Genomic DNA, 25056 nt, shown 5'->3' on the forward strand with positions numbered 1-25056 from the left:
AGAAGAAAGGGCGCAACGGAATCTTCCGTTGCGCCCTTTCTTTTGTTTGTCGTGTTATTCCGCAGGCTTTTTCTCTACGGGAATCTTCTCTGGAGTGGTCAGCGGCTTGGTGATCTCATCGAGATAAGCCGGAGCCCCCTCAATACGCTCAAGGACTGGGTAGCGTTCGCCGTCATGATAGTTGATGTCGGCAGTCGAGACGAAGGTGTCGGACTGCAGGATGAGGTGGATGGGCTCGGTATTGCCCTTGGATTCGCGGATCGCCGCTTTCAGGGCTTCGGCTGAGAAGATGTTCCCGTTGATGGCGAGAATCTTGGCCGTTGGAGCGATGTTTGCCTTGTCCGCTGGGCTTCCCCAGCGGACGTCGGAGATCACGCCATCGCTGCCGACCCGAAGGCCGATGGAGTACCAGGTGTTGATCGCTCCGCCGCGACGGCCTCCAGCCATCGCCATCGTGCGTTCGGATGCGTTGGGCTTGTCGGTGTAGACGAGCTTGTAACCGCCGCGCTCAATGCCGGCGAGATCGGCATGTGGGTTCGGGTTGTCGATGCGCTCGTGGATGAAAGTGGCCCAGTCGTACTGGAGGACCTGATTGAGGTCGGCGATCAATTCGTCGCGGTTATAGGTGACGATGAGCGGGCCGGTGTTTCCGCCCTTAGCAAGGAAAATGTGCTGAAAATCGGTGAGGGACTTTTTGTTGTCGGTTTTCTGACGGATGAGCGTGTCGGCGTCGAGCCAGAAGAGTTCACCCTCCTGGTAGTAGTCCTGCCCTCGGCGCCAGTTTGACCAGACCGCATTATTTGCCCGCAGGATGCTGGCGGCGATGGCGGTGTCTTCCGTGGAGCGCCACTCGCGGCCGGGCTTGTAGTCGAGGTTGGCGGCCGACATGGCGAGCATGTCGCGGTACTGCGCCTGCGATTTGAGGCCCGAGCGTGCGGCGAGCACGTTGCCCATGTACTGCGTCATGCCTTCGTAGACCCAGAGCAGCGAGCCCTGCTGCATCTTGGCGAAGTCGTCCTGATAGAGGTTGTAGGGGCGGCGATACTTGCCGTTCCAGGAGTGGGTGAACTCATGCGAGAGGAGATCTGCCTCGGCGAGTTGATGTGGCTCATCGGTGAACCCCTTTTCGCCGACACCGTTATCGGAGGACTGGCCGTGCTCCAAACCCTCGCCGCCTGCGACATCCGAAAGAGTGAGCAGGAAGTGGTAGACATTGTAGTGACGGGAGTTATAGGCGGCGCCGCTCTCGCGGACGAGGTTATTCAGTTCAGCGAGCAGAGCGGGGCGCAGCTTCGAATCTTCGGCTGAGTCGGAGACGACGTCGATGTAGTGTTTCGGCGTGACCTCGGGAGCGAGCGTGAACTCGTGGAAATACTGACCGGTGATGACGGGAGAGTCTTCAAGCTGCTCAACAGTGGTGGCGGCGTAGTGGGTGGTTCCACCGGCAGGATGTTGCGGATCGTATCCATCGGTGGGCGTAAGCGCAGTGCCGATACCCCAGCCTTTGGGAACGGTGACGGAGGGCTGGATGGCAATGTCTTTGACTGGTGTGTTGGCCGGATACAGAAGCAGCTTCTCCCACTCGAGCACGGCGAGCTTCTGGCTGACGCGGGCCGTTACGATGCAATCGAGATGCGCGTGAAGGGTTGTTACGCCTGCGGGAACGGTGACGTGGTACTGGTAGAGATCTTCATCGTCGCGACGCCATGGGAGCGGCTTGCCATTGACGGTAAAGACGACGCCTGTAATGTCGCTGACCGGGCCTGTGGGGCGGTGATTGCCGGGAATCCACTTCGGGGTGGTGAGAGAGACGGCGCCGGCCGTTACCGGGATATCGATTTCAGCATGGTAGATTTTTCGCGGCGCGTCAGAGAGGTCGGCCGTGATCTGGATAGGAGCTTTCTGGGCAAAGGCAGAAGCGGCGAGCAGGGGTAGCGCAAGGGCAGTTGTACGGATTCGCATAAGTGGGTTTGTTCCTCTGTCTTATAGCGGCAGACGCTTGTGAGATGGAAGAGATGAAGAAGAGAGAGGAGGGCTTGGCAACCCTCCTCAGGTAGGTTAGGACTTGAGAGCCGATTCGATGGCTGAGACGACGGCGGGGTCGTCGGGCGTTATCTCAGGGGAGAAGCGGCCAACAACGTTTCCATTGCGGTCGACGAGAAACTTCTCGAAGTTCCACAGGATGCCCGGTTCCGGATTGGTTGAACTGTTGTGCTTGCTGGCGAGGAAACCATTGAGCTTCTGACGGAAGCCCTCGCGGGAATCTCCTGTCGCCTGCGGCCTGGCGGCAATCAGTGCCTTGTACAGCGGGTGAGTCTCCGCACCGGTAACGGCGATCTTGGAGAACATAGGGAAATTGACCGAGTAATTGGTCGTACAGAAGGTGTGGATCTCTTTGTCGGTGCCAGGCTCCTGAGCTCCGAAGTCATTGGCAGGGAAGCCGCAAACGACCAGGCCGGCGTCCTTGAAGCGTGTATGGAGTGCCTCAAGGGCAGTGTATTGCGGGGTAAGGCCGCATTGTGAAGCTACGTTAACGAGCAGAAGAACCTTACCGTGATATTCGCCGAGTGTGGCGGGTTCTCCGGTAATCCGTTGGAGGGGAACATTGTGGATATCAGCCATAGGGCTCCAGTGTAGCTCCGTTTGAAGCGAAATTGATGCGGCCGGAGTTGACGGAGGCAGTAGTATCGAATACGGCCATGACTTTTTTTGATGTACTTTTTGGACGCCCCCTTGCGACCAGTGATGAACGTGCCGAGCAGATCGGCATAGCGGCAGGAATACCGATCTTCGGGCTGGATGCCCTGACCAGCGCAGCCTACGGGCCCGAGGCAGCGATGACGCTGCTGATCCCCATGGGTCTGGCTGGAGTGGATCATATTGTTCCTGTCATTTCGGCGATCCTGATTCTGCTGGTGATCGTCTACTTCAGCTACCGGCAGACAATTGAGGCGTATCCGAGCGGCGGTGGATCGTACACGGTGGCGACCGAGAATCTTGGCGAGTTCCCTGGTCTGCTGGCTGCTGCCGCGCTGATGATCGACTACATCCTGACGGCTGCGGTGGGTATTTCGGCTGGGGTTACGGCGCTGACTTCTGCGGTGCCGAGCCTACAGCGTCATACGCTGGCAATCTGTTTAGTCATCCTGGTGATTCTGGCCATCGTGAATCTGCGTGGTGTGAAAGATACAGGCGCGGCGTTTATTCTGCCGACATTTTTCTTTGTAGGCACGCTGCTTACTCTGGTCTTCGTCGGTGCATATAAAGCCTATGTATCGGGATGGCACCCTGTTCCAGTTGTAGCTCCGCCACCTCCAGCGGTAGCGACGATGAAATATCTGAGCCTGTGGCTGCTGCTGAAGACGTTCTCCAGTGGCTGTGCGGCGATGACCGGCGTTGAAGCGGTATCGAATGGCGTGATGGCCTTCAAGGAGCCGCGAGCCAAGAATGCTCAGCGGACGCTCACCGTGATCGTCGCAACACTGATTGTGCTGCTGTTTGGCATCGCGTGGCTCTCGAAGACGTATGGCGTTACGGCGATGGATCCTGAGGCGCATCAATATCAGAGCGTGCTGAGCATCCTTACGACGACCATCTTTGGCCGCGGCTGGTTCTATTACCTGACCATGGGCAGTGTTTTGATGGCGTTGTCACTGAGCGCGAACACAGCCTTTGCGGACTTTCCTCGACTGGCACGTGCGATCTCACTGCACGATTATCTGCCGCATGTCTTTACGCTGCGTGGCCGCAGATTGCTTTATACGCATGGCGTCTATGCGCTAACCGGATTCACAGCGGTGATCCTGATCCTGTTTGGTGGTGTGACGGACCGCCTGATTCCGCTGTATGCAATTGGCGCGTTCCTGGCCTTTACGCTGTCGCAGGCCGGCATGGTCGTACACTGGCTGAAGATGGAAGACCATCCTGGCCGGATGTGGCACATGTTCGTCAACGGCTTCGGTGCCGTAGCCACAGGCATCACGCTGCTGGTGGTTCTGGTCGCGAAGTTCATGGCAGGCGCCTGGGTGACTGCGCTGCTGGTGCCTGTGCTGATCGGCATCATGATGGGGATCAAACGGCACTACACGCGCGTGAAGCGTGAGATGAAGGACATGACTCCTCTGAGCCTCGCTAATTTGCAGGAGCCGCTGGTGGTTATCCCGATGGCACGTTGGGATCGCATTGGAGAGAAGGCCTTGCGATTTGGCCTGGTGCTGTCGAAGGAGCTGAAGGTCGTTCACGTGCACTCCGACGACGAACCCGTCGGGCTGGAAGAGGATTGGGAGGAGAAAGTTCTTGCCCCGATCCGGAAAGAGGGGATCCCGGAGCCGGAGCTGGTGACGATCCCCTCGAACTACCGGTTCATCATCAATCCGCTGATGGACTACATTCTGGAGCTGGAAGCTTCCAATCCCGGCAGAAAGGTTACTGTTCTGCTGCCGGAGCTCGTGGTTCGGCACTGGTGGGAGAATGCGCTGCATAACCAGCGCGTACAGCTGTTGAAGCTGTTGTTGCTGCTCAAGGGAAATCAGCGGATCGTTGTGGTCAATATTCCCTGGTATCTGTAGAGAAAGAAGGACGGTCTCTCAGACGGAGACCGTTGTCTTCTTGTATGTCGGCGAAAGTGCGCGCAGATGCGCGACCGCTGCTGGAAGAATTTTCAATACTTCGTCGATCTCCGCTGCTGTTGTGAGCTTCGATAGTGAGAAGCGGAGCGTCGCGCGCGCACGTGTTGCGCTGAGGCCCATGGCTGTGAGAACGTGTGAAGGCTCGGAGGCTCCTGATTGGCAGGCGCTTCCTCCGCTGACCGACAGGCCCTTCAGGTCCAGTGCGATCAACAGCGCTTCCGCTTCGACGTGATCGAAGTAGATGCTTGTCGTGTTGGCGACACGAGGCGCTCCTGCACTGTTGACGCCAGTCTCATCGATCTGCGAGAGAATGCCTTGTTCCAGACGGTCACGAAGCGCTGCAAGCTTTGCCGGGCCATCTGTCTTCAGCCATTCGGTGCATAGCTCAGCTGCCTTGCCGAGTCCGACGATGCCGGGAACGTTTTCTGTGCCAGCGCGACGCTGGCGCTCGTGCGATCCTCCGTGAAACATCGGTGAGAGCCGGACGTTGCGCCGCACGTAGAGAATGCCAGTTCCCTTTGGAGCGAAGATCTTGTGTCCGGAGAGGGTGAGCATATCGGCGTGCTTCAGGATGCCATGGGGGCTAACATCGAGTGGAAGCTTACCGCCTGCCTGTACGGCGTCGGTGTGGAAGAGGGCGTCCCCAGCGTGTGCTATGGCAGCGAGCGCGTCGATAGGCTGAATGGCGCCGGTCTCGTTGTTGGCATACATGATGCTTACGAGACGCGTGTTGGGTTTGAGCGCTGCCAACAGGGTCTCCGGCTCGACGATGCCTTGCGCGTTGACAGGGACGTAGGTGACCTCGACGCCGCGAGACTCGAGCGAATGGGCGGCATGCAGGATGGCGTGATGCTCGATCGTAGAGGTGATCATGTGATCGCCTGGAGCAAGTACGCCGAACAGGGCCAGATTGTCGCTCTCGGTGCCGCCCGAGGTGAAGACAACCTCTGCAGCGCGGCAGTGCAGCATACGGGCGATGGATTCGCGCGCGTGGTCGACTGCGGCGCGAGCCTGCTGACCCTGCTGATGGATGGAACTGGCATTGCCGTAGTGCTCAAGATAGAACGGCCGCATCGCCTCGAAGACCTCGGGAAGAAGAGGCGTCGTGGCGTTGTTATCGAGATAAATGCGCTGCATACAGCTATTTTACGTCGGAAGCCGAAGATAGCGGGATTTGGGACGAATAGCAGAGCAGCCGATAGCGGGAATCTGATAGCCTGAGCGCGGTTTCGCGGCTTGGCCGCATATTCGCGAACGGAGACAGACAATGATCAAGCAGATGGTAGTTGCAATGGCGCTCGCAACCTGTTGCTTTACGACAGCACATGGGCAGGGTGGAGCAACGGCTCCTAAGATTGCTCCCGGAACGGTGATTGAGCCGTCGAAGTCTTTCGATGCGGCCCTAACCGCCTTTGAAGGACAGTTCATCGGCCTCGCGAAGGCGATGCCTGCGGAGAAGTACGGCTTCGCTCCGAGTGCAGCCATCTTTGCATCAACGCAGAAGACGGACTATCTTTCGCCAAACAATCAGGGAGTACGCAGCTTCGGCCAGATGGTAGCTCATGTTGCGCAGGCGAACTATTTCTACGCCGGTACGTTGAGCGGTTTGAAGCCCGATGTTGATGTGAAAGCAATCGGAGACTTGAAGGAAAAGGACCAGATCATTGCGGCGCTGGAAAAGTCATTCGCATTCGCGCATCAGGCTGTCGGAACCTTGACGGCGCAAAATGCCTTTGAGAGCGTGCGCGGTGTTCAAACGCGAGCCAGCCTGTCAGGAGGCATGATTGCGCATGGCTTCGATCACTACGGCCAGCTTGCCGAGTACCTGCGTATGAACGGCGTGATTCCTCCGGCAAGCGAGAAAAAGTAGTCGAAGGTAGAAGAAGTTTGTGCAGAGGGCAGCCGTAAATGGCTGCCCTCCTGCTTACCGGATGAGATCGTCGAACGAGAGGTCCTCGTCCGTCTTAGCCGTAAATGGCTGCCCTCCTGCTTACCGGATGAGATCGTCGAACGAGAGGTCCTCGTCCGTCTTTTCCTTCGAAGCGCCGCGAAGGACGAAGGTGATAGACATGCCCACATTGTCGTTGGAACGGCGCAAGCTGCGACTGTAATAACTAGACAGCGTGATATGGCGGTTCAGGGGAATATCGAGCGAGTTGATGAAACCATTGTCCTCCGTGACGTTGTAGCCGATGACAACGGTTGGACGCCCTTTGCGGTACGCGCTGTAGATCTTCTGGTCGCCGATGGGGAGTTGTTCGTAGGCATCTGCTTCAAAGACCGCGCGATGGAAGAGATTGGCTGCGATTCCAAACTGAAAATGCGCCAGCGGACCGAGCGAGGTGTAGGACTTCCTGATCTGCGTATTGACCAGGGTCGCTGAGTCTCCGCCGCCAATCTCGAGAATAGGAGTGAAGTAACGAAAGCTGTGCGAGAACTGGTTGCTGATATCGAAGGTGACACGCCCAGTCGTGAGTCCATAGGCCTCATCACCGGTAGGAGCGGTAAAAGCAATCGTATTCTCATAAGAGAACAGCCTGGGCTCAAGCTGCGTATGGAGCGCAAAGATAGCGTCGCCAAGCTCGCCGCGCTGGTTCACAAGCTTCGCATTAGGACGCGGCTTGGTCGCGCGGCTGTCTGCCAGTCGGTACATGTAGATTGGGATGCTGGCGTCGATCGAGAAGGTGTCGTTGAAGGTATAGCTGGCGGCAGGAATCGCCAGGGTTGACCATCCGGTCAAAGAATCGTGAAAACTGGAAAAGCTAATGCCCGCATTCCATCCTCGCTGCGGCGCATCCAGGTCAGGAGATTCCGTCGTCTGAGCAGGAACAAGTAGCGCTGAGGAAGAAGCCGTGGCGGTTTCGGCCGCAATAGAAGGGCTGTCCGCAGCCTGAGCCAGCGCGGCGGAGGAAGCGAGCAGAAGGATGGATATCCCGCAGTACAGACTGCGGGGAAAAGAAGTTGCCAAGAAAACATTCCTGATAAAGCGCTTTAGCTGAGGATTGCATCTTTCTGCATGGTTTGCCAAGAGTGTCTCTGGACAAACCTGCTGGTTGAAATCCTCAAAATACTGTCTGCTTAGCGGTTATCGATAGGAACGTAGGCAGAAGGATAGGCGGGGCCAACATAGTCTGCACGAGGACGGATAAGGCGATTGTCGTCGTGCTGCTCGATCACATGGGCGGCCCAGCCTGCAATGCGGCTGACAGCAAAGATCGGAGTGAAGAGGTCGATATCGATGCCGAGCAGGGTATATGTCGAAGCAGAATAGAAGTCGACGTTAGCATTCAGTTTCTTCTCCTGCTTCACAAAGAGCTCGATCTTACGCGACATGTCGAACCACTTCATGTTGCCTGCGGCCTTGCTCAGTTCCTCCGACATACGGCGCAGATGTGTCGCGCGGGGGTCTTCGGTGTGATAGACGCGGTGGCCGAAGCCAGAGATCTTCTTCTTCTCCGCGAACATCTGGCGCACATACTCTGTGGGGTCGGCGCCGGCTTTGTCGATGGCATAGAGCAGGCGCATGGTCGCCTCGTTCGCACCACCATGCAGAGGTCCCTTCAGGGCGCCGATTGCACCTGTGATTGCCGAGTGAATATCGGCCAGGGTTGCGGCGATGACGCGGGCGGCGAAGGTGCTGGCGTTCAGCTCGTGGTCGGCATGCAGAATCAACGCGATATCGAAGGTGCGAACGGCGGTCGCCGAGGGCTTTTCGCCATTGAGCATCCACAGGAAGTTGGCGGCATGGGAGAGCGATGGGTCGGCATCGACCACCGGCTTGCCTTTACGAATGCGGTCAAAGATGGCCACGATCATGGCGATCTGCGCGGTCAGACGATAGGATTTGCGAACATTCGCATCGTGCGAGTTGTCCTTCTCATCGGCGTCGTAGAGGCTCAGCATCGAGACTGCAGTGCGCAGAATCTCCATAGGAGAGCCGCTTGTAGGTACGCTGTGGAGAAGTTCGATGATCTTGGGATCAAGCTTGCGGGCGTCGGCCAGCTTCTTCGTGAAGTCTGCAAGCTCAGCCTTGTTGGGCAGTTTGCCGAACCACAGCAGATAGGTGGTCTCTTCGAAGGTGGAGTGCTGGGCCAGCTCGTGAATGTCGATGCCGCGGTAGGAGAGGACTCCTGCATCGCCGTCGATCCAGCAGATCGATGAGGTCGTGGCTACAATGCCTTCCAATCCTTTTGATGCGACAGCGGTTGCCATAATTGAGCTTCTCCAGACTGAACTTAAAGTACATTCGGTTATAGCGCAGCGGAGAAAGGATTGTCACGGTTTTACGGGCGAATATCGGTTTGTGCGTGCGAAGGTTGCAGTCACGTAAAACGCGGTGAACGCAGAGGTGAAAAGGGAGTCAGATCGATCTCCGTGCGCTCACCCGCCAGCAACTGGCCCATCGCATGTGCCGTTGCCGGGGCCAGCAGAATCCCATTGCGGTAGTGCCCTGTAGCAACAAACTGATTCTCCGCAATCTGGCCCAGCAAAGGGAGGGAGTCGGCAGTTGCTGGACGCAGCCCGGCCCAGGTCTCCAGTGCAGGCGCATCGGCTAGTGCGGGCAGCAGCTCCACTGCCTGCGAACGAAGCCTGGCAATGTCAACGGGATGTACCGTCTTATCGAAGCCGGCATTTTCTACGGTTGCTCCGATAATGGCGCGAGTTTCCTCTGCTTCGGCCGTCCGCGGAACTATATAGATATCCGGCGTCCGTATGACGAGATGAAGCGGGAGAGAGGGCGGCAGTGCAACAGCCAGCATCTGGCCCTTCCGCGGTGTGACACGTAGATGAGCAGGAATCGTTGGCGTAAAGCTCCACGCCCCGGTGCAGTCGACGAAACGGGCAGGGGTGAGCACCTCGCCCTTGGCGTGGACCTCGACGCTCTTTGGCCCAGACCGTGCAAGCCGGATCGGCGTACTGCTGCGCAGGTCGATCGAGGTGGCACGTACGGCTGCAAGCAATGCTGCGGCAAGCTCGCGAGGAGCCAGGCTGTTTTCATGAAGAAGCAGGAAGTGGCGTCCGGACGTGCGAAGCCCCGGCATCAGCAGCGCGAGCGTGTCGGTGCCAAGCAGCGCCTCTTTAGGAATACGGTGATGCTGCGGGTTGATGGCCTGCAGCGTGGTGCAGGTATGAAACGGTACCGGGATACCGCCCAGCTCAAAGATACGATCGAGAAATGCCGGATAGAGCGACACGCTGAGCCGCGATAGTTTAAGCAGCGTCTGTGGATTCTCCGGGTCATTTGACGCCAGCATACCGGCGGCGGCGGTCGATGCTTCGGCGAGTGGCTCTGCCTGATCGAAGACCGCAACGCGAGCTCCGCGCCGGTGAAGCTCAAGAGCCAAGGACAGGCCGATGAGTCCGGCTCCCGCGATGCAGACATCAGGTTGAGGCATATATTCCAGTCTAGCCGCTCGAGAAGATATAGTCTGAGAGGCAGCATTTTGCACCCGATGGATTTGAGGCTGAATCGAATAGCCGTTCGTCCAAACTGAGCATCCCCTGAGGAGAAAGCGATGAGTGAAGAAGGATACGTAGAAGAGCGGTCAATCTCCGGAGCGCTGCTGGCGGCGATAGCTGTTTCTCTGCTGGCCGCACTGGGCGGATTGGTATGGTGCTACTCCCTGCAGAAGGACCTGGGCGTCGCACAGAAGAACCTGGCGGCGGAGACAGAGAAGAATGCTGAACTGTCTCAGAAGCTGGATGCGACCAACGCGCGCCTGCGGGCTACCAGCGAGACCCTGGGCCAGAGCGTTGGTATGACGCAGAAGCAGATTGAGCTGAAGACGCAGAGCATCATTGCACAGCAGAAGATAGCCGATGCCCGGCTTGCTGAAGCGCAGGCTGCGACACAGAAGCAGCTGGGCGCAGTCTCCAGCGAGGTATCGACCGTCAAGACGGATGTCGGCGGCGTGAAGACCGATGTTGCGGCGACGAAGACAGACCTGGAGGCGACGAAGACCCAGTTGACCCGCGTTATGGGCGATGCTGGAGTGATGAGCGGCCTGATCGCCAAGAATCACGACGAGCTGGAGATCCTGAAGCATAAGGGTGACAGGAACTATTACGAGTTCAGCCTGCAGAAGGGAGCTCAGCCGACGCTGCTTTCCACGATCAAGCTGCAGTTGAAGAAGGCCGACCAGAAGCACTCCCGATACACGCTTAACGTAAGCGCAGACGACAAGACGATCGAGAAGAAGGACAAGGGACTCGACGAGCCAGTGCAGTTCTACACCGGCAAAGACCCCGTGTTGTATGAGCTGGTAGTGAACTCGATTGAGAAGAACAAGGTGTCGGGCTATCTTTCGACGCCGAAGAACAAGCCTGTTGCCCAATAGCTGAAAGTTGCACCAACGCAGAACGGGGGACGCTTTGGCGTCCCCCGTTCTTGCTTTGCCTGTGGTTGTTTACTTCTTCTTGGCTGCCTTCTTAGCTGCTTTCTTCGCGGGCTTTTTTGCTGCCTTCTTGGTTGCCATTTGCCTATTCTCCCTAGTGATTAGACATCGACTACACAACAACGCTGCATTGCAGCTAACGAAGGTATAGATTTACGAAAATTTACTGTCAAGAAAAATCGGATGCTTTGCGAAATTTTTTTTGAGCGGATGAAGCTGGGAACAGGAAGCGTTACTCACACTTTTGCGTCATACGAAGTGCGCGCTCCTCTGCAACACGTATGCGATGCAACTTATACTGGCGCGTCTGGTCTTTGATGCACGAAGGAGAATTTCAATGAACGATGTCGTGATTGTGTCGGCGGTGCGAACACCAGTAGGCAAATTTCAAGGTGCTCTCTCTGATCTTTCCGCGATAGAGCTGGGAGCAATCGCAGTGCGCGAGTCAGTGCGAAAAGCCTCTGCCGATGCGGGTTTTAGCGCTTCTGTCGATGAGTGCATCATGGGCTGCGTTCTTCCTGCGGGTCTCGGTCAGAACCCTGCGCGACAGGCTGCGCTGCGTGGCGGACTCAGCGATACCGTCTCTGCGCTGACGATCAACATGGTGTGCGGAAGCGGTCTGCGTGCTATCGCTCTTGCGGCGCAAAACATTATGACGGGTGATGCCGAGGTTGTCGTCGCCGGCGGTATGGAGTCGATGTCGAACGCTCCGTACCTTCTGCCGGCAGCGCGCAAGGGAATGCGCATGGGCGACTCCGCCGCGGTCGATTCAATGGTCCGCGACGGTCTGTGGTGCGCCTGCGAGAACTATCACATGGGCATCACCGGCGAGAACGTCGCGGAGAAGCACAGCATCACGCGCGAAGAACAGGATCGCTACGCGCTCGAATCACACCGCCGTGCTGCGGCCGCCTGGCGCGAAGGCCGCTTCGACGCCGAGGTCATTCCGGTTGAAGTTGCAGGCAAGAAGGGCGCTGTCACCGTGGTGAAGCGTGATGAAAGCGTGCGCGAGGATGCAACACTTGAAGCATTAGCTGCTTTGAAGCCCGCTTTCAAAAAGGATGGGACGGTCACCGCCGGCAATGCTCCTGGAGTGAACGATGCAGCCGCAGCAGTGGTTGTGATGTCGGCAACGAAGGCTAAAGCACTGGGGCTGAAGCCATTGGTGACGATCAAGGCACACGCCACCAGCGGTGTCGCGCCGAAGTGGGTGATGCTGGCTCCCGTAACCGGAGTCCAGAACGTGCTGAGGAAGGCGGGATGGGACCGCGACGAAGTCGATCTGTATGAACTGAATGAGGCCTTCAGCGTGCAGGCTCTGGGGGTAACGAAAGAGCTTGGCTTGTCGCTCGACAACGTGAATGTGAACGGCGGAGCTGTGGCGATCGGACATCCGATCGGAGCCAGCGGAGCCCGTGTGCTGGTGACGCTGGTTCACGAGATGATCCGGCGGGATGTGAAGAAGGGCGTCGCAGCGCTTTGCTTGGGAGGCGGAAATTCGGTTGCTTTAGCGGTAGAACGGTGAATGTATGCGCCAAAAAATACTTCTGCGTTTTGGACTCACTGTGTCGATGTTATTCCTCGCTGAGAAGCGAGGACAAGGGCAAGTGTTGCCACCAAACACCGGAGACACGTGCAGCAACGTAACAATGCTTGATTCGAGGCCTTTCTCAGTGCTTTCGACAAGTGTTAAGTCGGAGATACGTAAAGCCCTGGCACCCGATATTCTGGCTTTTGCCAAAGCTACCGGCATCTCTAGGGAAGACGGGTTCGATCTAGACAAGGTCAGACTGGATGCACTTCAGATACCGGTAAACAACAAGAAGAACAAGCTCTACATTGTTCACTGGGGCGATATGCTGTTTGGAGTCAACGGTGCAATCTGGATCGTTGAGGTGAATTCCCATAAGGGCCGAAACCTAATAGCGCCGGATGAAGGTAGGAACCGTGGAAGATCCTTCTCCGGCTGGGGCATGCAGACTCTCTCCAGCGAAAATGGGTCTTACCCCGAGCTTATGTTCGCATCAAAGGGATACTACGCGGGCGGTGGGGCGAAGGCCGATGCGCAATGTGTGCGGAAGGTAGGGGCGTTCTACAAAATTAATACATGCCCAGCAGGTTGCGACGACAATCTGAATAGCAGGTAATCGACTTGCAAATTAGTTAGCACTCAATGATGTTCAGCGCGAGTCCGGCGAGCGACGTCTCCTTGTAGCGGGACTGCATATCGAGTCCAGTCTGGTACATCGTTGCGATTACCTGGTCGAGCGACAGCTTGTGGCCTAGCGTCTCGTGCATGGCCATGCGGGTAGCGTTGATGGCTTTTACGGCTCCCATGCCATTGCGTTCGATGCAGGGTATCTGGACAAGCCCGCCGATGGGGTCGCAGGTCATGCCGAGGTTGTGTTCCATGGCGATCTCGGCGGCGTGTTCAACCTGATCGTTTGTTCCTCCCAAGGCTGCGACCAGTCCACCTGCGGCCATCGAACAGGCGACGCCGACCTCGCCCTGGCAGCCGACCTCAGCGCCGGAGATCGAGGCGTTCTCCTTATAGAGGATGCCGATGGCGGCTGCAGTGAGGAAGTAGCGGACGATGCCTTCTTCGTTGGCTCCGTCGATAAAGCGCATGTAGTAGTGGCCGATGGCGGGGATGACGCCTGCGGCTCCGTTTGTTGGCGCGGTGACGACGCGGCCTCCGGCGGCATTTTCTTCGTTGACGGCCATTGCATAGACGGTGACCCAATCCATCGGCGCAAGTGGATCTTTGGAGCCTTCCGTCTCGAGCCGTCGAGCCAGTCGCGGAGCACGGCGACGGACGTTAAGACCTCCGGGAAGAATGCCTTCGGTGGCGAGACCGCGTTCGGTGCACTGCTGCATCGTTCGCCAGATGGTAAGGATGCTGGCTTTGACCTTGGCTTCCGAGGTTGTCACCAATATGCTGTTTGCCGGTTGCGGCCGGTTGATGGTGATGTCGGAAAGTAGTGCGACTTCATTGGCTAGCAGCAGTTCGGCAATCGAGAGGTTGTGCTGCTTTGCAGTTGCCAGCAGGTTAACAGCGCTGCGGAACGGATACGGGACTTGCCGGGTTGTGGATGCGGCCGAGTTTTGCTGTGCTTCGAATTCGGCGGCGGAGAGGATGAAACCTCCTCCGATGGAGTAGAAGACATCCTGTGCGAGCAATGCTCCGGCGCTGTCGAAGGCCGAGAAGCGCATTCCGTTCGGATGTGTCGGCTTATCCGCATCGGGATACATCTGGTCGCGGTGGAAGATCAGGTGCTCAGCTTCGGTAAAGGGAATCGCCTCAAGGTCGAGGAGGTAGAGCGTTCCAGTGTCGCGAATGGCGGCGAGCTCAGCCTCGATGATGGCTGGATCGACCGTGTCGGGCGCTTCGCCATTGAGGCCGAGAAGGATGGCGCGGTCGGTTCCGTGTCCGTGTCCTGTAAGGGCGAGCGAGCCGTAGAGATCGACGGTGACGCGGGCGACGTCGGTGAGTTGGCTCTTGGCGTCGAGTGACTGGACAAAGCGGAGTGCCGCGCGCATCGGGCCGACGGTGTGAGAACTTGAGGGGCCGATGCCGATCTTGAAGAGCTCGAAGAGACTGGTATTCACGGTGACTATTGTAGGCGTGAAGGATGAAGAGCGGCGTGCTGCTGTCCAGCCTTTGGGAGAGTTCTGCGACCTTTGTGCAGGCTGAGGATGCGGAGCCGGATGCTATACTCGGCGAACATTCATCGCTTGAATATTTACTGCCTCAAGGACACATCAGGCTTACGATGCTTTTCAAGGCCCGCAGTGCAGCTGTCTATGGAATCGATGCTCACCTGATCGATGTTGAGATCGACTTCTCCCAGATCAAACTCGACAAAGAGATTTTCAGCACGGTCGGCCTGCCGGATGCAGCGGTGCGTGAGAGCCGCGACCGTGTGCGGTCGGCAATCAAGAACTCCGGCTTCGAGATTCCTCCGACGCGGATCACGATCAATCTGGCACCTGCTGATCTGAAGAAGGAGGGTTCGGGCTTCGACCTTCCGATTGCCATCGGAATCCTGGGAGCTTATGGCGCGCTGGCGATCAGCGATCTAAGCGACTTCCTGCTGGTAGGCGAACTTGGGCTCGATGGAACGGTTCGCGCCGTTCCGGGAATGTTGCCGATTGCGGTGGCGGCGCGCGCAAACGGGATCAGAAACCTGATCGTTCCAGCCAGCAACGCGCGTGAGGCTGCCGTGGTTGAAGGCGTGAATGTCTATGCGGTGAAGACGCTGCTCGAGGTGCGTGAGCTGCTGAACGCCTCGGCGAACGGAGCAGCTGGCGTGTCTCCGCTGCAGATGCAGGCGAGCGCGCTGCTGGAAGAGACACAGCATTTTCCTTTCGACTTCAAGGACGTTCGCGGACAGCATGTTGCCAAGCGCGCGCTTGAGGTGGCGGCTGCAGGCGGACATAACATCCTGATGATCGGGCCTCCAGGCTCGGGTAAGACGATGCTGGCGAAGCGACTGCCTTCGATTCTGGCTCCTCTGAAGTTTGAGGAGGCGCTGGAGACGACGAAGATTCATTCGGTCGCAGGCGTTCTGGACGGCGAGCAGGGGTTGGTTGCGCATCGGCCGTTTCGGTCACCGCACCATACGATCTCGGATGCGGGGTTGATTGGCGGAGGAATGGTTCCGCGGCCGGGCGAGGTTTCGCTGGCGCATAACGGGTTGCTCTTCCTGGATGAGTTGCCGGAGTTTCCTCGCAATGTACTCGAGGTGCTGCGGCAGCCGCTCGAAGATGGTACGGTGACGATCTCGCGGGCGGCGATGAGTTTGAGCTTTCCGGCTCGGTTTATGCTCGCGGCGGCGATGAATCCGTGTCCCTGCGGTTATTTCAACGACAGGCGTCGAGAGTGCATGTGTACGCCGCCGATGATCCAGCGGTATGTTTCGAAGGTTTCGGGGCCTCTGCTGGACAGGATCGACATCCATATAGAGGTTCCGGCGGTCGAGTACAAGGAGCTTCGCGGTGGTGCAGCGGCTGAGGGCTCGACGGAGATTCGCGAGCGGGTTCTGGCGGCTCGGCAGCGGCAGCATGATCGGTTTGGCGAAGTCGAGTTGAAGAACGGCGCAGGCAAGTCGAAGGTGCGGCGCGTCTTTTCGAACGCGCAGATGACGACGCAGCAGATCCGTACGTTCTGTGTGCTGGAGCCGGAGGCCGAGCGGATGCTGGAGCGGGCGATGCAGCAGCAGGGGCTCAGCGCTCGTGCGCATGACCGGATCTTGAAGGTGGCGCGGACGGTTGCCGATCTGGATGGCGCCGGGAATGTGGGGACGAAACATATCGCCGAGGCGATCCAATATCGCACACTGGACAGGGGCTACTGGTCGTAAACGAACACGTACCCCCTCCCCCCGGGGATATTTTATAAACCACCTGTTTTCAGTTATTTATTCGATTTGCACAAGATAAAATATTGAAAACAGATGGCTTAATACCAAAAATATTGATTCTAAAAGGGAAGGCCCTGCTGTAGAGGCAGGGCCTTTCTGGCTTGACTATGGTTTAAGTATAGCGAATGCGTGGGGAGGAATCGGCACTTTTTTTGAGCTCTATTTCCTTTCTATTCTGTGAGTTGAGAAAACAGGGGGCTTGACAGAAAAAGAGCCGCCGACGGTGCCTGAGGGTGCGAAAGAGATTCTGTTTCTGGAAGATTTGTTTATCTACACTTTCAAAAATAAATATTGACCTGAAGGCTAGAACGATTTACTTTTTTTGAGGTCGAGGATGCTGGCGCGGCTCTGAGAGGAGCCAGCCGAATCCAGGAGGCATCCGACACCGCTTGCTCGAAGATTCAGGCTCGAGTGTAGTTTCTCTGCTTGCTTTGCTCCTACCTTCGACGCTGTTGGATGGCGATTACAGGGCAGACAGGGGTTGGTGTAACGCGTTGCTCATGAAGGGGCTGACGCGGGTAGCTGGTCTACGCTTATAAAACGGCGGATCGTTTTTGGATTGATAGAGTTAGCAGTTTTTAGCAGAAGAAAAGCTGAACCCTTTTTGTGGTGTTCAGCGTCTAAAAAGATGTGGTGGGAGCCGAGATGGACTTGTGGCCCTGCCAAGGTAGCAGGTAGTTGAAACAGATTGCGAGCATGGGTCCTAAGAAGCAGGATCGGCTTGCGACAAAGATTGAAGACAAGGAGAAGATGATGCGCTCAGACCTTATTTTTGGAGCCCTCACTCACGTAAAGAACCGCTACGAGCTCTGTCAGCTGGCGTCGAAGGCGACCCGCAAGCTGCACCGGCCGAACACCCGCCTGCAGGACACGACCAACGAGGTGCTGGACCGCTTCAAGGATGCGGTTCCTGTTGCTTCGGCGTTCGAGGCGCCGGTAGAGAAGGTTCACGTTCAGGAACGCCGCGCGGCTTAACGCGCGGCAGTTCTTCCCCCACTGACCCCAACCCCTAATCCGCACGACCCCAAATCCCCCGAAAACTGAATACTCCCGCAGGACACTCCGCAAGACCCCTCCGTCAGGCAGATCCCGCCGAAGGTTTCAAAACATCCCCCCTATTGATCGCAAGGTAAACCATGACAATTTCAGAGTTGAAGGAACACAATATCGCCGAGCTGGGCAAGCTGGCCCGCGGGCTGGACATTCAAGGCACGAGCGGCCTTCGTAAACAGGACCTGATCTTCAAGATTCTGCAGGCGCAGAGCGAGAAGGAAGGCCACATCTTCGCCGAGGGCGTGCTGGAGATTCTGCCTGACGGCTATGGCTTCCTCCGTTCTCCGGACTACAACTACCTGCCTGGTCCCGATGACATTTATGTTTCGCCGTCGCAGATCCGCAAGTTCGACCTGAAGACGGGCGACACGATCTCGGGCAACGTCCGTCCTCCGCATGAGGGCGAGAAGTACTTTGCACTGGTGAAGATTGAGGCGATCAACTTTGAGTCGCCGGAAGAGACGCGCAACAAGATTCTGTTCGACAATCTCACCCCGCTTTATCCGCAGGAGCGGCTGAAGATGGAGACGGTGCGGGACAACATCTCGGGCCGCGTGATGGACCTGCTGACGCCGATGGGCAAGGGACAGCGTGGTCTGATCGTCGCTCCTCCGCGCACCGGTAAGACGATGCTGCTGCAGTCGATTGCGAACTCGATTACAGCGAACCACCCGGAGGTGGCGCTGATCGTTCTGCTGATCGACGAGCGTCCGGAAGAAGTGACGGATATGCAGCGTTCGGTTAAGGGCGAAGTGATTTCGTCGACATTCGATGAGCCGGCGGCGCGTCACGTCCAGGTGGCCGAGATGGTGATCGAGAAGGCGAAGCGCCTGGTGGAGCACAAGCGCGACGTGGTGATCCTGCTGGATTCGATTACGCGTCTGGCGCGTGCCTATAACACGATCGTTCCTCCGAGCGGCAAGGTTCTGTCGGGCGGTGTGGATTCGAATGCGCTGCAGAGACCGAAGCGGTTCTTTGGCGCGGCCCGCAATATCGAAGAGGGCGGTTCGCTGACGATCATCGCTACGGCGCTGGTCGACACGGGTTCGAGGATGGACGAAGTGATCTTCGAAGAGTTCAAGGGCACGGGTAATTCGGAAGTGATCCTTGACCGCAAGCTGGTCGACAAGCGTGTGTTCCCGGCGATCGACATTCAGCGCTCGGGTACGCGTAAGGAAGAGCTGCTGATTCCGAAGGAAGATTTGCAGAGGATCTGGGTGCTGCGTAAGGTGCTGAACCCGCTGAGCCCGGTCGAAGCGATGGAGCTTCTGACGGACAAGCTGGCGAAGACGCGGAACAATTCTGAGTTCCTGCACAATATGAGCTCGATCTAAGCGAGCCTGACGGTTAATCACCGGGTCCGGGTGGTGCTGGTCCGGTGATGCGAGGGCGCAATCCTGAGGGATTGCGCCCTTTGTTTTCAAGGTGGTTCGGGCGGACGGTCCCGTTTTGGGAAGAAAATTGAGCAAGGAAGCGGGGATGGCCTATATGGGGTATCGCTCTCTGCTGTCGCGGCGATGTTCAATGAGATACTCTCCCGAAAACGGCGGGAGTGTGCATTGGATCTATTTTCGCGGAGCTTGTCCTGATGCATGGTTCATACAACTACTATCTGGTAGGACTGTCCCTGCTGGTTGCCATGTTCGCGTCGTACACGGCGCTGGATCTGGCAGGGCGGATTCGATCGATCCACGGTGCGGCGTCACGGAAGCGATTGATGTGGCTTCTGGGGGGCGCGGTCTCGATGGGTCTGGGCATCTGGTCGATGCACTTTATCGGGATGCTTGCGTTCCGGATGCCGATCACGCTGGGCTACGACCCGTGGATCACCTTCTATTCACTGCTGATCGCGATTGCGATCTCGGGCTTTGCTCTGTACGTCGTCACGCGCGACGATTTGAGCCGTGAACGGTTGGTTGCAGGCGGCGTGCTGATGGGCCTGGGTGTTGCGGCGATGCACTATACGGGCATGGCGGCGCTGAAGATGCAACCGGAGATTGTCTATACGCCGGGGTTGTTCTGGACGTCGATTGCGATTGCGGTGGTAGCGTCGTGGGTGGCGCTGTGGATCTCGTTTACGCTGCGTGACGGCAAACAGCACAATGTGCTGCTGAAGCGGTCTGGAGCAGGCCTGGTGATGGGGCTGGCAATCGCCGGGATGCATTACACGGGCATGAGCGCGGCGATGTTTCAGCATGGGGCGATGTGCGGAGCCGCGATGCAGGGCGTCAATACGACGTGGCTGGTGGTTACGGTGACGGGGGCGACGCTGGGTGTGCTGTCGGTCACGTTGATCTATTCGATGCTGGATGCGCGGTACGATCTGCAGACGTTTCGTCTGGAGGCTTCGCTGGAGGAGGCGAGGCTGCATGCTTCGCTGGCGGATGCGAACGAGAGGCTGCTGGTGATGGCGACGGAGGACATGCTGACGGGGCTACCGAACAGGAGCTCGTTGCTGGAGCGACTTGCAGGTGCGATTGTCGATGCGCAGCGCAGCGGGAGACGGTTTGCGCTGATGTTCATGGATCTGGATGGATTCAAGACGGTGAACGATTCGCTGGGACATACGGCCGGAGATCGATTGTTGAAGGCGTTCTCGCGGCAGCTGGTGAGCGCGGTGCGGTATGAAGATACGGTGGCTCGGCTGAGCGGCGATGAGTTTGTGGTGCTGCTGGAACGGTTTCACATACAGCAGGATGTGACGGCGGTTGCTGAAGGGATTCTGGACAGGATGCAGCAGGAGTTTGTGATCGAGGGGACTCCGCTGCGTGTGACGGCTTCGATTGGGATTGCGATCTATCCGCAGGACGGCGAGACGGTCGAAGAGCTGCTGAAGAATGCCGATACGGCGATGTATGAGGCGAAGCATCATGGAAGGAATACGTACCGCTTCTTCCATGCAGGCATGAGCGAGGCGGCGGCGAGGACGCTGGCGATCCATCGTGGGCTGGCGGAAGCGCTGGAGAAGAACTATCTTGAGCTGCACTTCCAGCCGAAGTTCCGTGGGCCGAACAGAGAGATGGTCGGCGCGGAGGCGCTGCTGCGCTGGCAGCATCCGGAGCTGGGAGATATTCCTCCGCTGGAGTTCATTCCGGTGGCGGAGCGGACCGGGCAGATTGTGCCGATGGGGAACTGGGTGGTCCGCGAAGTGTGCCGGCACATCAAAGGATGGAAGCAGGCGCGGCTGCCGCTGGTGAAGATTGCGATCAATCTATCGCAGGAGCAACTGCGCAGGCCGGACTATGTCGAGCGTGTGCTGGAGATGACGCGTTCGGAGGGCGTGGAGCCGGAGTGGATCATGTTCGAGATTACGGAGACGGTGGCTATGCGCAATCCGGAGCTGACGACGAACATGATTGCGAGGTTCCAGCAGTCGGGGTTCGATATTGCTGTGGACGATTTTGGGACGGGGTACTCCAGCCTGGCTTACCTGCAGCAGTTTCGCGTGAAGCAGCTGAAGATCGACCGCTTCTTTACGGAAGGTCTGGATAAGCATGGCCAGGAGGGCGTGGCGATGGTGTCCGCTATTATTGCGCTCGCTCATGCTCTGGATATGGTGGTGGTGGCCGAAGGCGTGGAGACGCAGACACAGCTATCGCACCTGAAGCATTTGAAGTGCGATGAGGTGCAGGGCTTTCTGCTTGCTCCGCCGTTGAGAGCGGAGGAGTTTGAAGCCGTGATGCGGAGTCAGTCGGAAGATGGTGAGAGACGGAATGATGCTACGGCATGGAAGAGCGCAGGCATGCGCCACTCGACAGCGCTGTGGCGTCTCTCAACGGGAGAGCGGACCTAAGACATAAAAAACTGCGCGACTCAGTCGTCGAGTCGCGCAGTTTGAGGGATATGGGAAGACTTAGCGGTAGCCGCCGGACGCCACGAGTGTTTCTCCCGTGAGCCAGCCCGAATCATCGGAAGCCAGGAAGACTGCGAGAGGTGTGATATCGCTGACCTGGCCGATGCGGCCGAGTGGCGTCTGCGCCACAATGTTCTTCTCAAAATCAGTGCCAAGGATTCCCATGGCCTGAACACCTTCGGTTTCAACCGCACCCGGGTTGATGGCATTGACCCGAATCTTCTGTGGGCCAAGTTCCTTGGAGAGAACCCGTGTGATGGAATCGACCGCTGCCTTGGTGCCGGTGTAGATGGCACTTGTCGGCAGGTTGATGGAGGTTACGGCCGAACTGATGTTGATGATGTTTCCGCCTTCCGGTCCGAAGTATTTGACCGATTCGCGTATGGCGGAGAGAAGGCCGAGAACGTTTGTATTGAACTGACGATGGAACTGCTCGTCGGTGAACTGGCCGATGGGAGCAAATTCATAGACACCAGCATTGTTGACGAGGATGTCGAGCTTCCCAAAGGCTTTCTTCGTTTCTGCGAAGATGCGCTGGATGTCGGAAGCCTGGGCGACATCTCCCTGCACGGCGATGGCCTTGCCGCCAATTTGGGTGATCTCGGCGACGACCTTGTCGGCACCCTCTTTGCTGGAGGCGTAATTGACGACGACAGAGGCGCCTTCCTTCGCCAAACCCTTCGCGATATCCGCTCCTATGCCCTTGGAGGCTCCCGTGACGATAGCGACTTTTCCTGCAAGCTTGCTCATGTTTCTTCCCTCATTTCTCATTGCCATAATTCGACAAACGTCTAATTGATGAGGGCATGGAGAAAAAGGATTCAACAGATGTCGGAATTATGCAGCTTCTTTTTAGGGGGCGATCTGGAAAGACGGAATCCGTGAATCCTGCACGTGGACGGGATAATCTGATGTGTACAACATCCGAGTGAGTGGAGTTTTCTCGCTCGTTCCTTTTTGTTCGCCAACCTGACGCTACAAAACCGAAAGCTAAATTTATGAAATCTCCCCACCGCAGCCGTGCGTGGATTATCTTTCTGCTCGGTCTGCTGAGTGTCGTCACTCCATTTGCGATCGATATGTATCTTCCGGCGTTCTCGCGGGTTGCGAGCGAGCTGGGGACGACGACCTCGGTCATCGCACTGTCTTTGTCGAGCTACTTTATCGGATTTGCTTTGGGGCAGATTCTGTATGGGCCGTTGCTGGATCGGTTTGGCAGGAAACGGCCGCTCTATGTGGGCCTGGCGCTTTATATCGTTGCTTCGGCCGGATGTGCGATGGCGGGGAGTGTGCATGCGCTGATCGTGCTGCGCTTTGTGCAGGCGATTGGAGGATGCGCGGCGCAGGTGGCGGCGCTGGCGATGGTGCGCGACTTCTTTCATGCGAAGGAGAGCGCGCGGATTTTCTCGCTGCTGTTTCTCATTATCGGAGTTTCTCCGCTGCTGGCACCGACGATCGGAAGCGCATTGGTTTCTGCCGTTGGATGGAGATGGATATTCGCAATTCTTGGCGCGTATGCGCTGGTGACGCTTGCGCTGATCTTTGCGTTGCTGCCTGAAGGACATACGCCGGATGCTTCGATCTCACTGAAGCCGAAGCCGATTCTTGAGGTGTTCTGGTTCATCCTGAAGGAGCCGCAGTTCTGCACGTATGCGCTTGCGGGGGCATTTTCGTTTGCGGGGCTGTTTGCCTTTGTTTCCGGCTCGCCGATTTTGTTTATGGATGGCTACCACCTGAGCACGAAGGCCTTTGGGCTGGTGTTTGCCGTGCTGGTGATGGGGTTTATAGGCGGCAACCAGGTAAATGTGTTTCTGCTCAAAAGCTTCAGCAGCCAGCAGATCTTTTTCTACGCGTTGCTGTTTCAGGTAGCTGTGGGAGCTGTCCTGTTTGCGGGAACGTATGCGCATCTGTTCGGTCTGCCGGGCATGATGGTGCTGTTCTTCTTCTTCCTGCTGTCGATCGGGCTGACGTATCCGAATGCGGCTGCGCTTGGGATGGCGCCGTTCTCGCGCGATGCGGGCAGTGCTTCGGCCCTGCTTGGATTTCTACAGGCGGGGACGGGGTCGCTGATCTCGACGGGGATAGGCGTGTTGGGGGCTTCGTGGATTGTGACGCTGCTCTCGTCAAGTGCGCTGGCGGCGTTGCTGATTCTTCTGGTGGGAAGGACCAGAATCGTGGAGATTGCAGAGGCGGAGAGCGTGACGGTGGCGCATTGAGCCTGCTCAGCAGGCTTCGATGCGTTTGAGTGCGCGGTAGACCTCTTCGATCTGCGCGGCCTGATGTTCGCTGGCTTCGCGCATGGAGACGACCATGCTGGCGACTTCGTTGATGGAGCCTGCGAGCTCGCTCATGGTGTTGCCAGCAGTACGGGCAAGCACAGAGCCGTTTTGGATCTCCTGCCCTGCGTTGTCGATCAGGCCCTTGATATCGCTGGCAGAATTGGCGCTGCGCTGCGCGAGTGTGCGTACTTCGTCGGCGACCACGGCGAAGCCGCGTCCATGAACGCCGACGCGTGCGGCTTCGATGGCTGCGTTCAGTGCGAGGAGATTGGTGCGTGAGGCGATGTCGTCGATGACGAGTACGATGTCGGCGATCTGACGCGACATGCTGGAGATGGTATCCATCGTGGTGACGACATCGGTGACGGCGGTCGCACTCCGTGTGGCGGCCTGCGATGCCGTGGTGGAGCGCGCGTTGGCCTGACGGGCACGCTCGGCGTGTTCGAGGACACTCTCGGAGAGCTGGCGGGCGGCAGCCTGCAGGCTTTGCGTGGCTTCGACGCGTTCGGTGATATCCATTGCGTATTTGATGATGCGGAAGGGCCGCCCGGAAGAGTCAAGGATGGGGTTATAGGTGGCTTGAATCCAGACGGAGCGGCCGTTTTTGCCGAGGCGCTTGTACTGACCGAAGTCGTATTCTCCGCTGCGAAGCTTCTCCCAGAAGTGACGGTATTCAGCACTGGAGCGATGCGCGGGATCGACGAAGATACTGTGGTGCTGGCCTTTGATTTCGGCGAGAGAGTAGCCGAGGGCGTGGAGAAAGTTTTCGTTGGCATCGATGATGTGGCCATCCAGGTCGAACTCGATGACGGCCTGTGCTTTATGGAGCGCGCTGATCTGCGAGTGAATGTAGGCGACGTGCTGGCGTTCGTCTGTGACGTCGACAGCGAACTTGATGACTTTTTGCGGGCGCCCCATTGTGTCGAGGACGGGAGTGTAGGTGGCCTGAATCCAGGCGGTTCGTCCGTTTTTGCCGATGCGCTTGTACTGGCCGGCGTTATGTTCGCCGCGGCGGAGTTTTTCCCAGAAGCGACGGTATTCGTCGCTTGCGCGCTGGGCAGGGTCGATGAAGATGTTGTGATGCTGGCCTTTGATTTCGGCGAGCGAATAGCCAAGCGTGTTCAGGAAGTTCTGATTGGCGTGGAGGATCGTTCCATCGAGAGAAAACTCGGCTATGGCCTGCGTCTTGTCGAGAGCCGAGTAGATGCTGTTGAGCTCGGACAGTTGCTGGTCGAGGACGCTGGTTTGTGTTGTGGGACGTTGACGGAGTGCGAAGGCCATAATCTCTCCCTGCGAAATGTGACAGGAAGGTTATCGGCGTTTGTTCCGGAGCGATGAAGGGATGGAATGGATTCTTCGCAGAATGAGAAAGCTTTAATCCCAGGTCGGGAAGGCCGGAGTACCTCCGAGTGGTCGTTCGCGTAA

At 57.6% G+C, this 25056-nt stretch carries 19 protein-coding genes; 10 read left to right on the forward strand and 9 right to left on the reverse strand.

Translation table 11 applies throughout. From position 1 onward, the window contains the following. Positions 1–54: 54 nt before the first annotated feature. Both KFE13_RS14430 and KFE13_RS14435 read right to left on the reverse strand, forming a co-directional pair. On the reverse strand, positions 55–1962 hold the full coding sequence (locus KFE13_RS14430; RefSeq protein WP_260703800.1) for a M61 family metallopeptidase: 1908 nt from the start codon (positions 1960–1962) through the stop codon (positions 55–57). Positions 1963–2058: 96 nt separating this feature from the next. After that, entirely contained in the window at positions 2059–2622 is a 564-nt protein-coding gene (locus KFE13_RS14435; protein WP_260703801.1) for a glutathione peroxidase, read from the reverse strand. Positions 2623–2699: 77 nt separating this feature from the next. Between KFE13_RS14435 and KFE13_RS14440 the strand changes: the two genes are divergently transcribed. Beyond that, positions 2700–4568, forward strand: coding sequence for an APC family permease (locus tag KFE13_RS14440; RefSeq protein ID WP_260703802.1), 1869 nt, complete (start codon positions 2700–2702; stop codon positions 4566–4568). A gap of 18 nt (positions 4569–4586) precedes the next feature. Here the strand turns inward: KFE13_RS14440 and KFE13_RS14445 are convergent, their stop codons facing one another. Beyond that, positions 4587–5765, reverse strand: a complete 1179-nt coding sequence (locus tag KFE13_RS14445; RefSeq protein WP_260703803.1) for a cysteine desulfurase family protein — start codon at positions 5763–5765, stop codon at positions 4587–4589. Between the two features lie 130 nt (positions 5766–5895). Between KFE13_RS14445 and KFE13_RS14450 the strand changes: the two genes are divergently transcribed. Next, positions 5896–6498 (forward strand): DinB family protein, encoded by a 603-nt coding sequence (locus KFE13_RS14450; RefSeq protein WP_260703804.1) that lies wholly within the window; start codon positions 5896–5898, stop codon positions 6496–6498. Between the two features lie 120 nt (positions 6499–6618). Here KFE13_RS14450 and KFE13_RS14455 read toward each other — a convergent pair whose 3' ends face one another. The 3 genes from KFE13_RS14455 to KFE13_RS14465 form a co-directional block, all read right to left on the reverse strand. Further along, positions 6619–7596 carry a hypothetical protein gene (locus tag KFE13_RS14455; RefSeq protein ID WP_260703805.1) on the reverse strand — a complete coding sequence of 326 codons (978 nt, stop codon included), beginning with the start codon at positions 7594–7596 and terminating at the stop codon, positions 6619–6621. 110 nt (positions 7597–7706) lie between these two features. Further along, positions 7707–8840 carry a citrate synthase gene (locus tag KFE13_RS14460; RefSeq protein ID WP_260703806.1) on the reverse strand — a complete coding sequence of 378 codons (1134 nt, stop codon included), beginning with the start codon at positions 8838–8840 and terminating at the stop codon, positions 7707–7709. Between the two features lie 110 nt (positions 8841–8950). Next, complete coding sequence (locus tag KFE13_RS14465; protein WP_260703807.1) at positions 8951–10024, reverse strand: NAD(P)/FAD-dependent oxidoreductase; 1074 nt, start codon at positions 10022–10024, stop codon at positions 8951–8953. Between the two features lie 120 nt (positions 10025–10144). On the opposite strand from KFE13_RS14465, the gene KFE13_RS14470 reads away from it, so the two are divergent. From KFE13_RS14470 to KFE13_RS14480, 3 genes are all read left to right on the forward strand, one after another. After that, positions 10145–10966, forward strand: a complete 822-nt coding sequence (locus tag KFE13_RS14470; RefSeq protein WP_260703808.1) for a hypothetical protein — start codon at positions 10145–10147, stop codon at positions 10964–10966. 394 nt (positions 10967–11360) lie between these two features. Then, complete coding sequence (locus KFE13_RS14475) at positions 11361–12548, forward strand: acetyl-CoA C-acetyltransferase (RefSeq protein ID WP_260703809.1); 1188 nt, start codon at positions 11361–11363, stop codon at positions 12546–12548. Positions 12549–12594: 46 nt separating this feature from the next. Then, on the forward strand, positions 12595–13170 hold the full coding sequence (locus KFE13_RS14480) for a hypothetical protein (protein ID WP_260703810.1): 576 nt from the start codon (positions 12595–12597) through the stop codon (positions 13168–13170). Positions 13171–13186: 16 nt separating this feature from the next. Here the strand turns inward: KFE13_RS14480 and KFE13_RS14485 are convergent, their stop codons facing one another. Continuing rightward, positions 13187–14632 (reverse strand): L-serine ammonia-lyase, encoded by a 1446-nt coding sequence (locus KFE13_RS14485; protein WP_260703811.1) that lies wholly within the window; start codon positions 14630–14632, stop codon positions 13187–13189. A gap of 164 nt (positions 14633–14796) precedes the next feature. Between KFE13_RS14485 and KFE13_RS14490 the strand changes: the two genes are divergently transcribed. From KFE13_RS14490 to KFE13_RS14505, 4 genes are all read left to right on the forward strand, one after another. Further along, complete coding sequence (locus KFE13_RS14490; protein WP_260706969.1) at positions 14797–16386, forward strand: YifB family Mg chelatase-like AAA ATPase; 1590 nt, start codon at positions 14797–14799, stop codon at positions 16384–16386. 813 nt (positions 16387–17199) lie between these two features. After that, on the forward strand, positions 17200–17421 hold the full coding sequence (locus KFE13_RS14495; RefSeq protein WP_260706970.1) for a DNA-directed RNA polymerase subunit omega: 222 nt from the start codon (positions 17200–17202) through the stop codon (positions 17419–17421). 161 nt (positions 17422–17582) lie between these two features. Then, on the forward strand, positions 17583–18833 hold the full coding sequence (rho, locus tag KFE13_RS14500) for a transcription termination factor Rho (protein WP_260703812.1): 1251 nt from the start codon (positions 17583–17585) through the stop codon (positions 18831–18833). 254 nt (positions 18834–19087) lie between these two features. Further along, the gene (locus KFE13_RS14505; protein ID WP_260703813.1) at positions 19088–21292 is read left to right on the forward strand and encodes a putative bifunctional diguanylate cyclase/phosphodiesterase; all 2205 of its coding nucleotides are present in this window, start codon (positions 19088–19090) and stop codon (positions 21290–21292) included. Positions 21293–21352: 60 nt separating this feature from the next. On the opposite strand, the gene KFE13_RS14510 is transcribed toward KFE13_RS14505, so the two are convergent. Next, positions 21353–22102: a glucose 1-dehydrogenase gene (locus KFE13_RS14510; protein ID WP_260703814.1), complete on the reverse strand. Its 750-nt coding sequence runs from the start codon at positions 22100–22102 to the stop codon at positions 21353–21355. A gap of 248 nt (positions 22103–22350) precedes the next feature. Here KFE13_RS14510 and KFE13_RS14515 point away from each other — a divergent pair, with 248 nt between their 5' ends. Beyond that, positions 22351–23568, forward strand: a complete 1218-nt coding sequence (locus tag KFE13_RS14515; RefSeq protein WP_260703815.1) for a multidrug effflux MFS transporter — start codon at positions 22351–22353, stop codon at positions 23566–23568. Positions 23569–23574: 6 nt separating this feature from the next. On the opposite strand, the gene KFE13_RS18620 is transcribed toward KFE13_RS14515, so the two are convergent. Beyond that, positions 23575–24912, reverse strand: a complete 1338-nt coding sequence (locus KFE13_RS18620; protein WP_313900651.1) for a methyl-accepting chemotaxis protein — start codon at positions 24910–24912, stop codon at positions 23575–23577. Positions 24913–25056: the final 144 nt, after the last annotated feature.

Source organism: Edaphobacter flagellatus, from assembly GCF_025264665.1.
Lineage (GTDB): Bacteria > Acidobacteriota > Terriglobia > Terriglobales > Acidobacteriaceae > Edaphobacter > Edaphobacter flagellatus.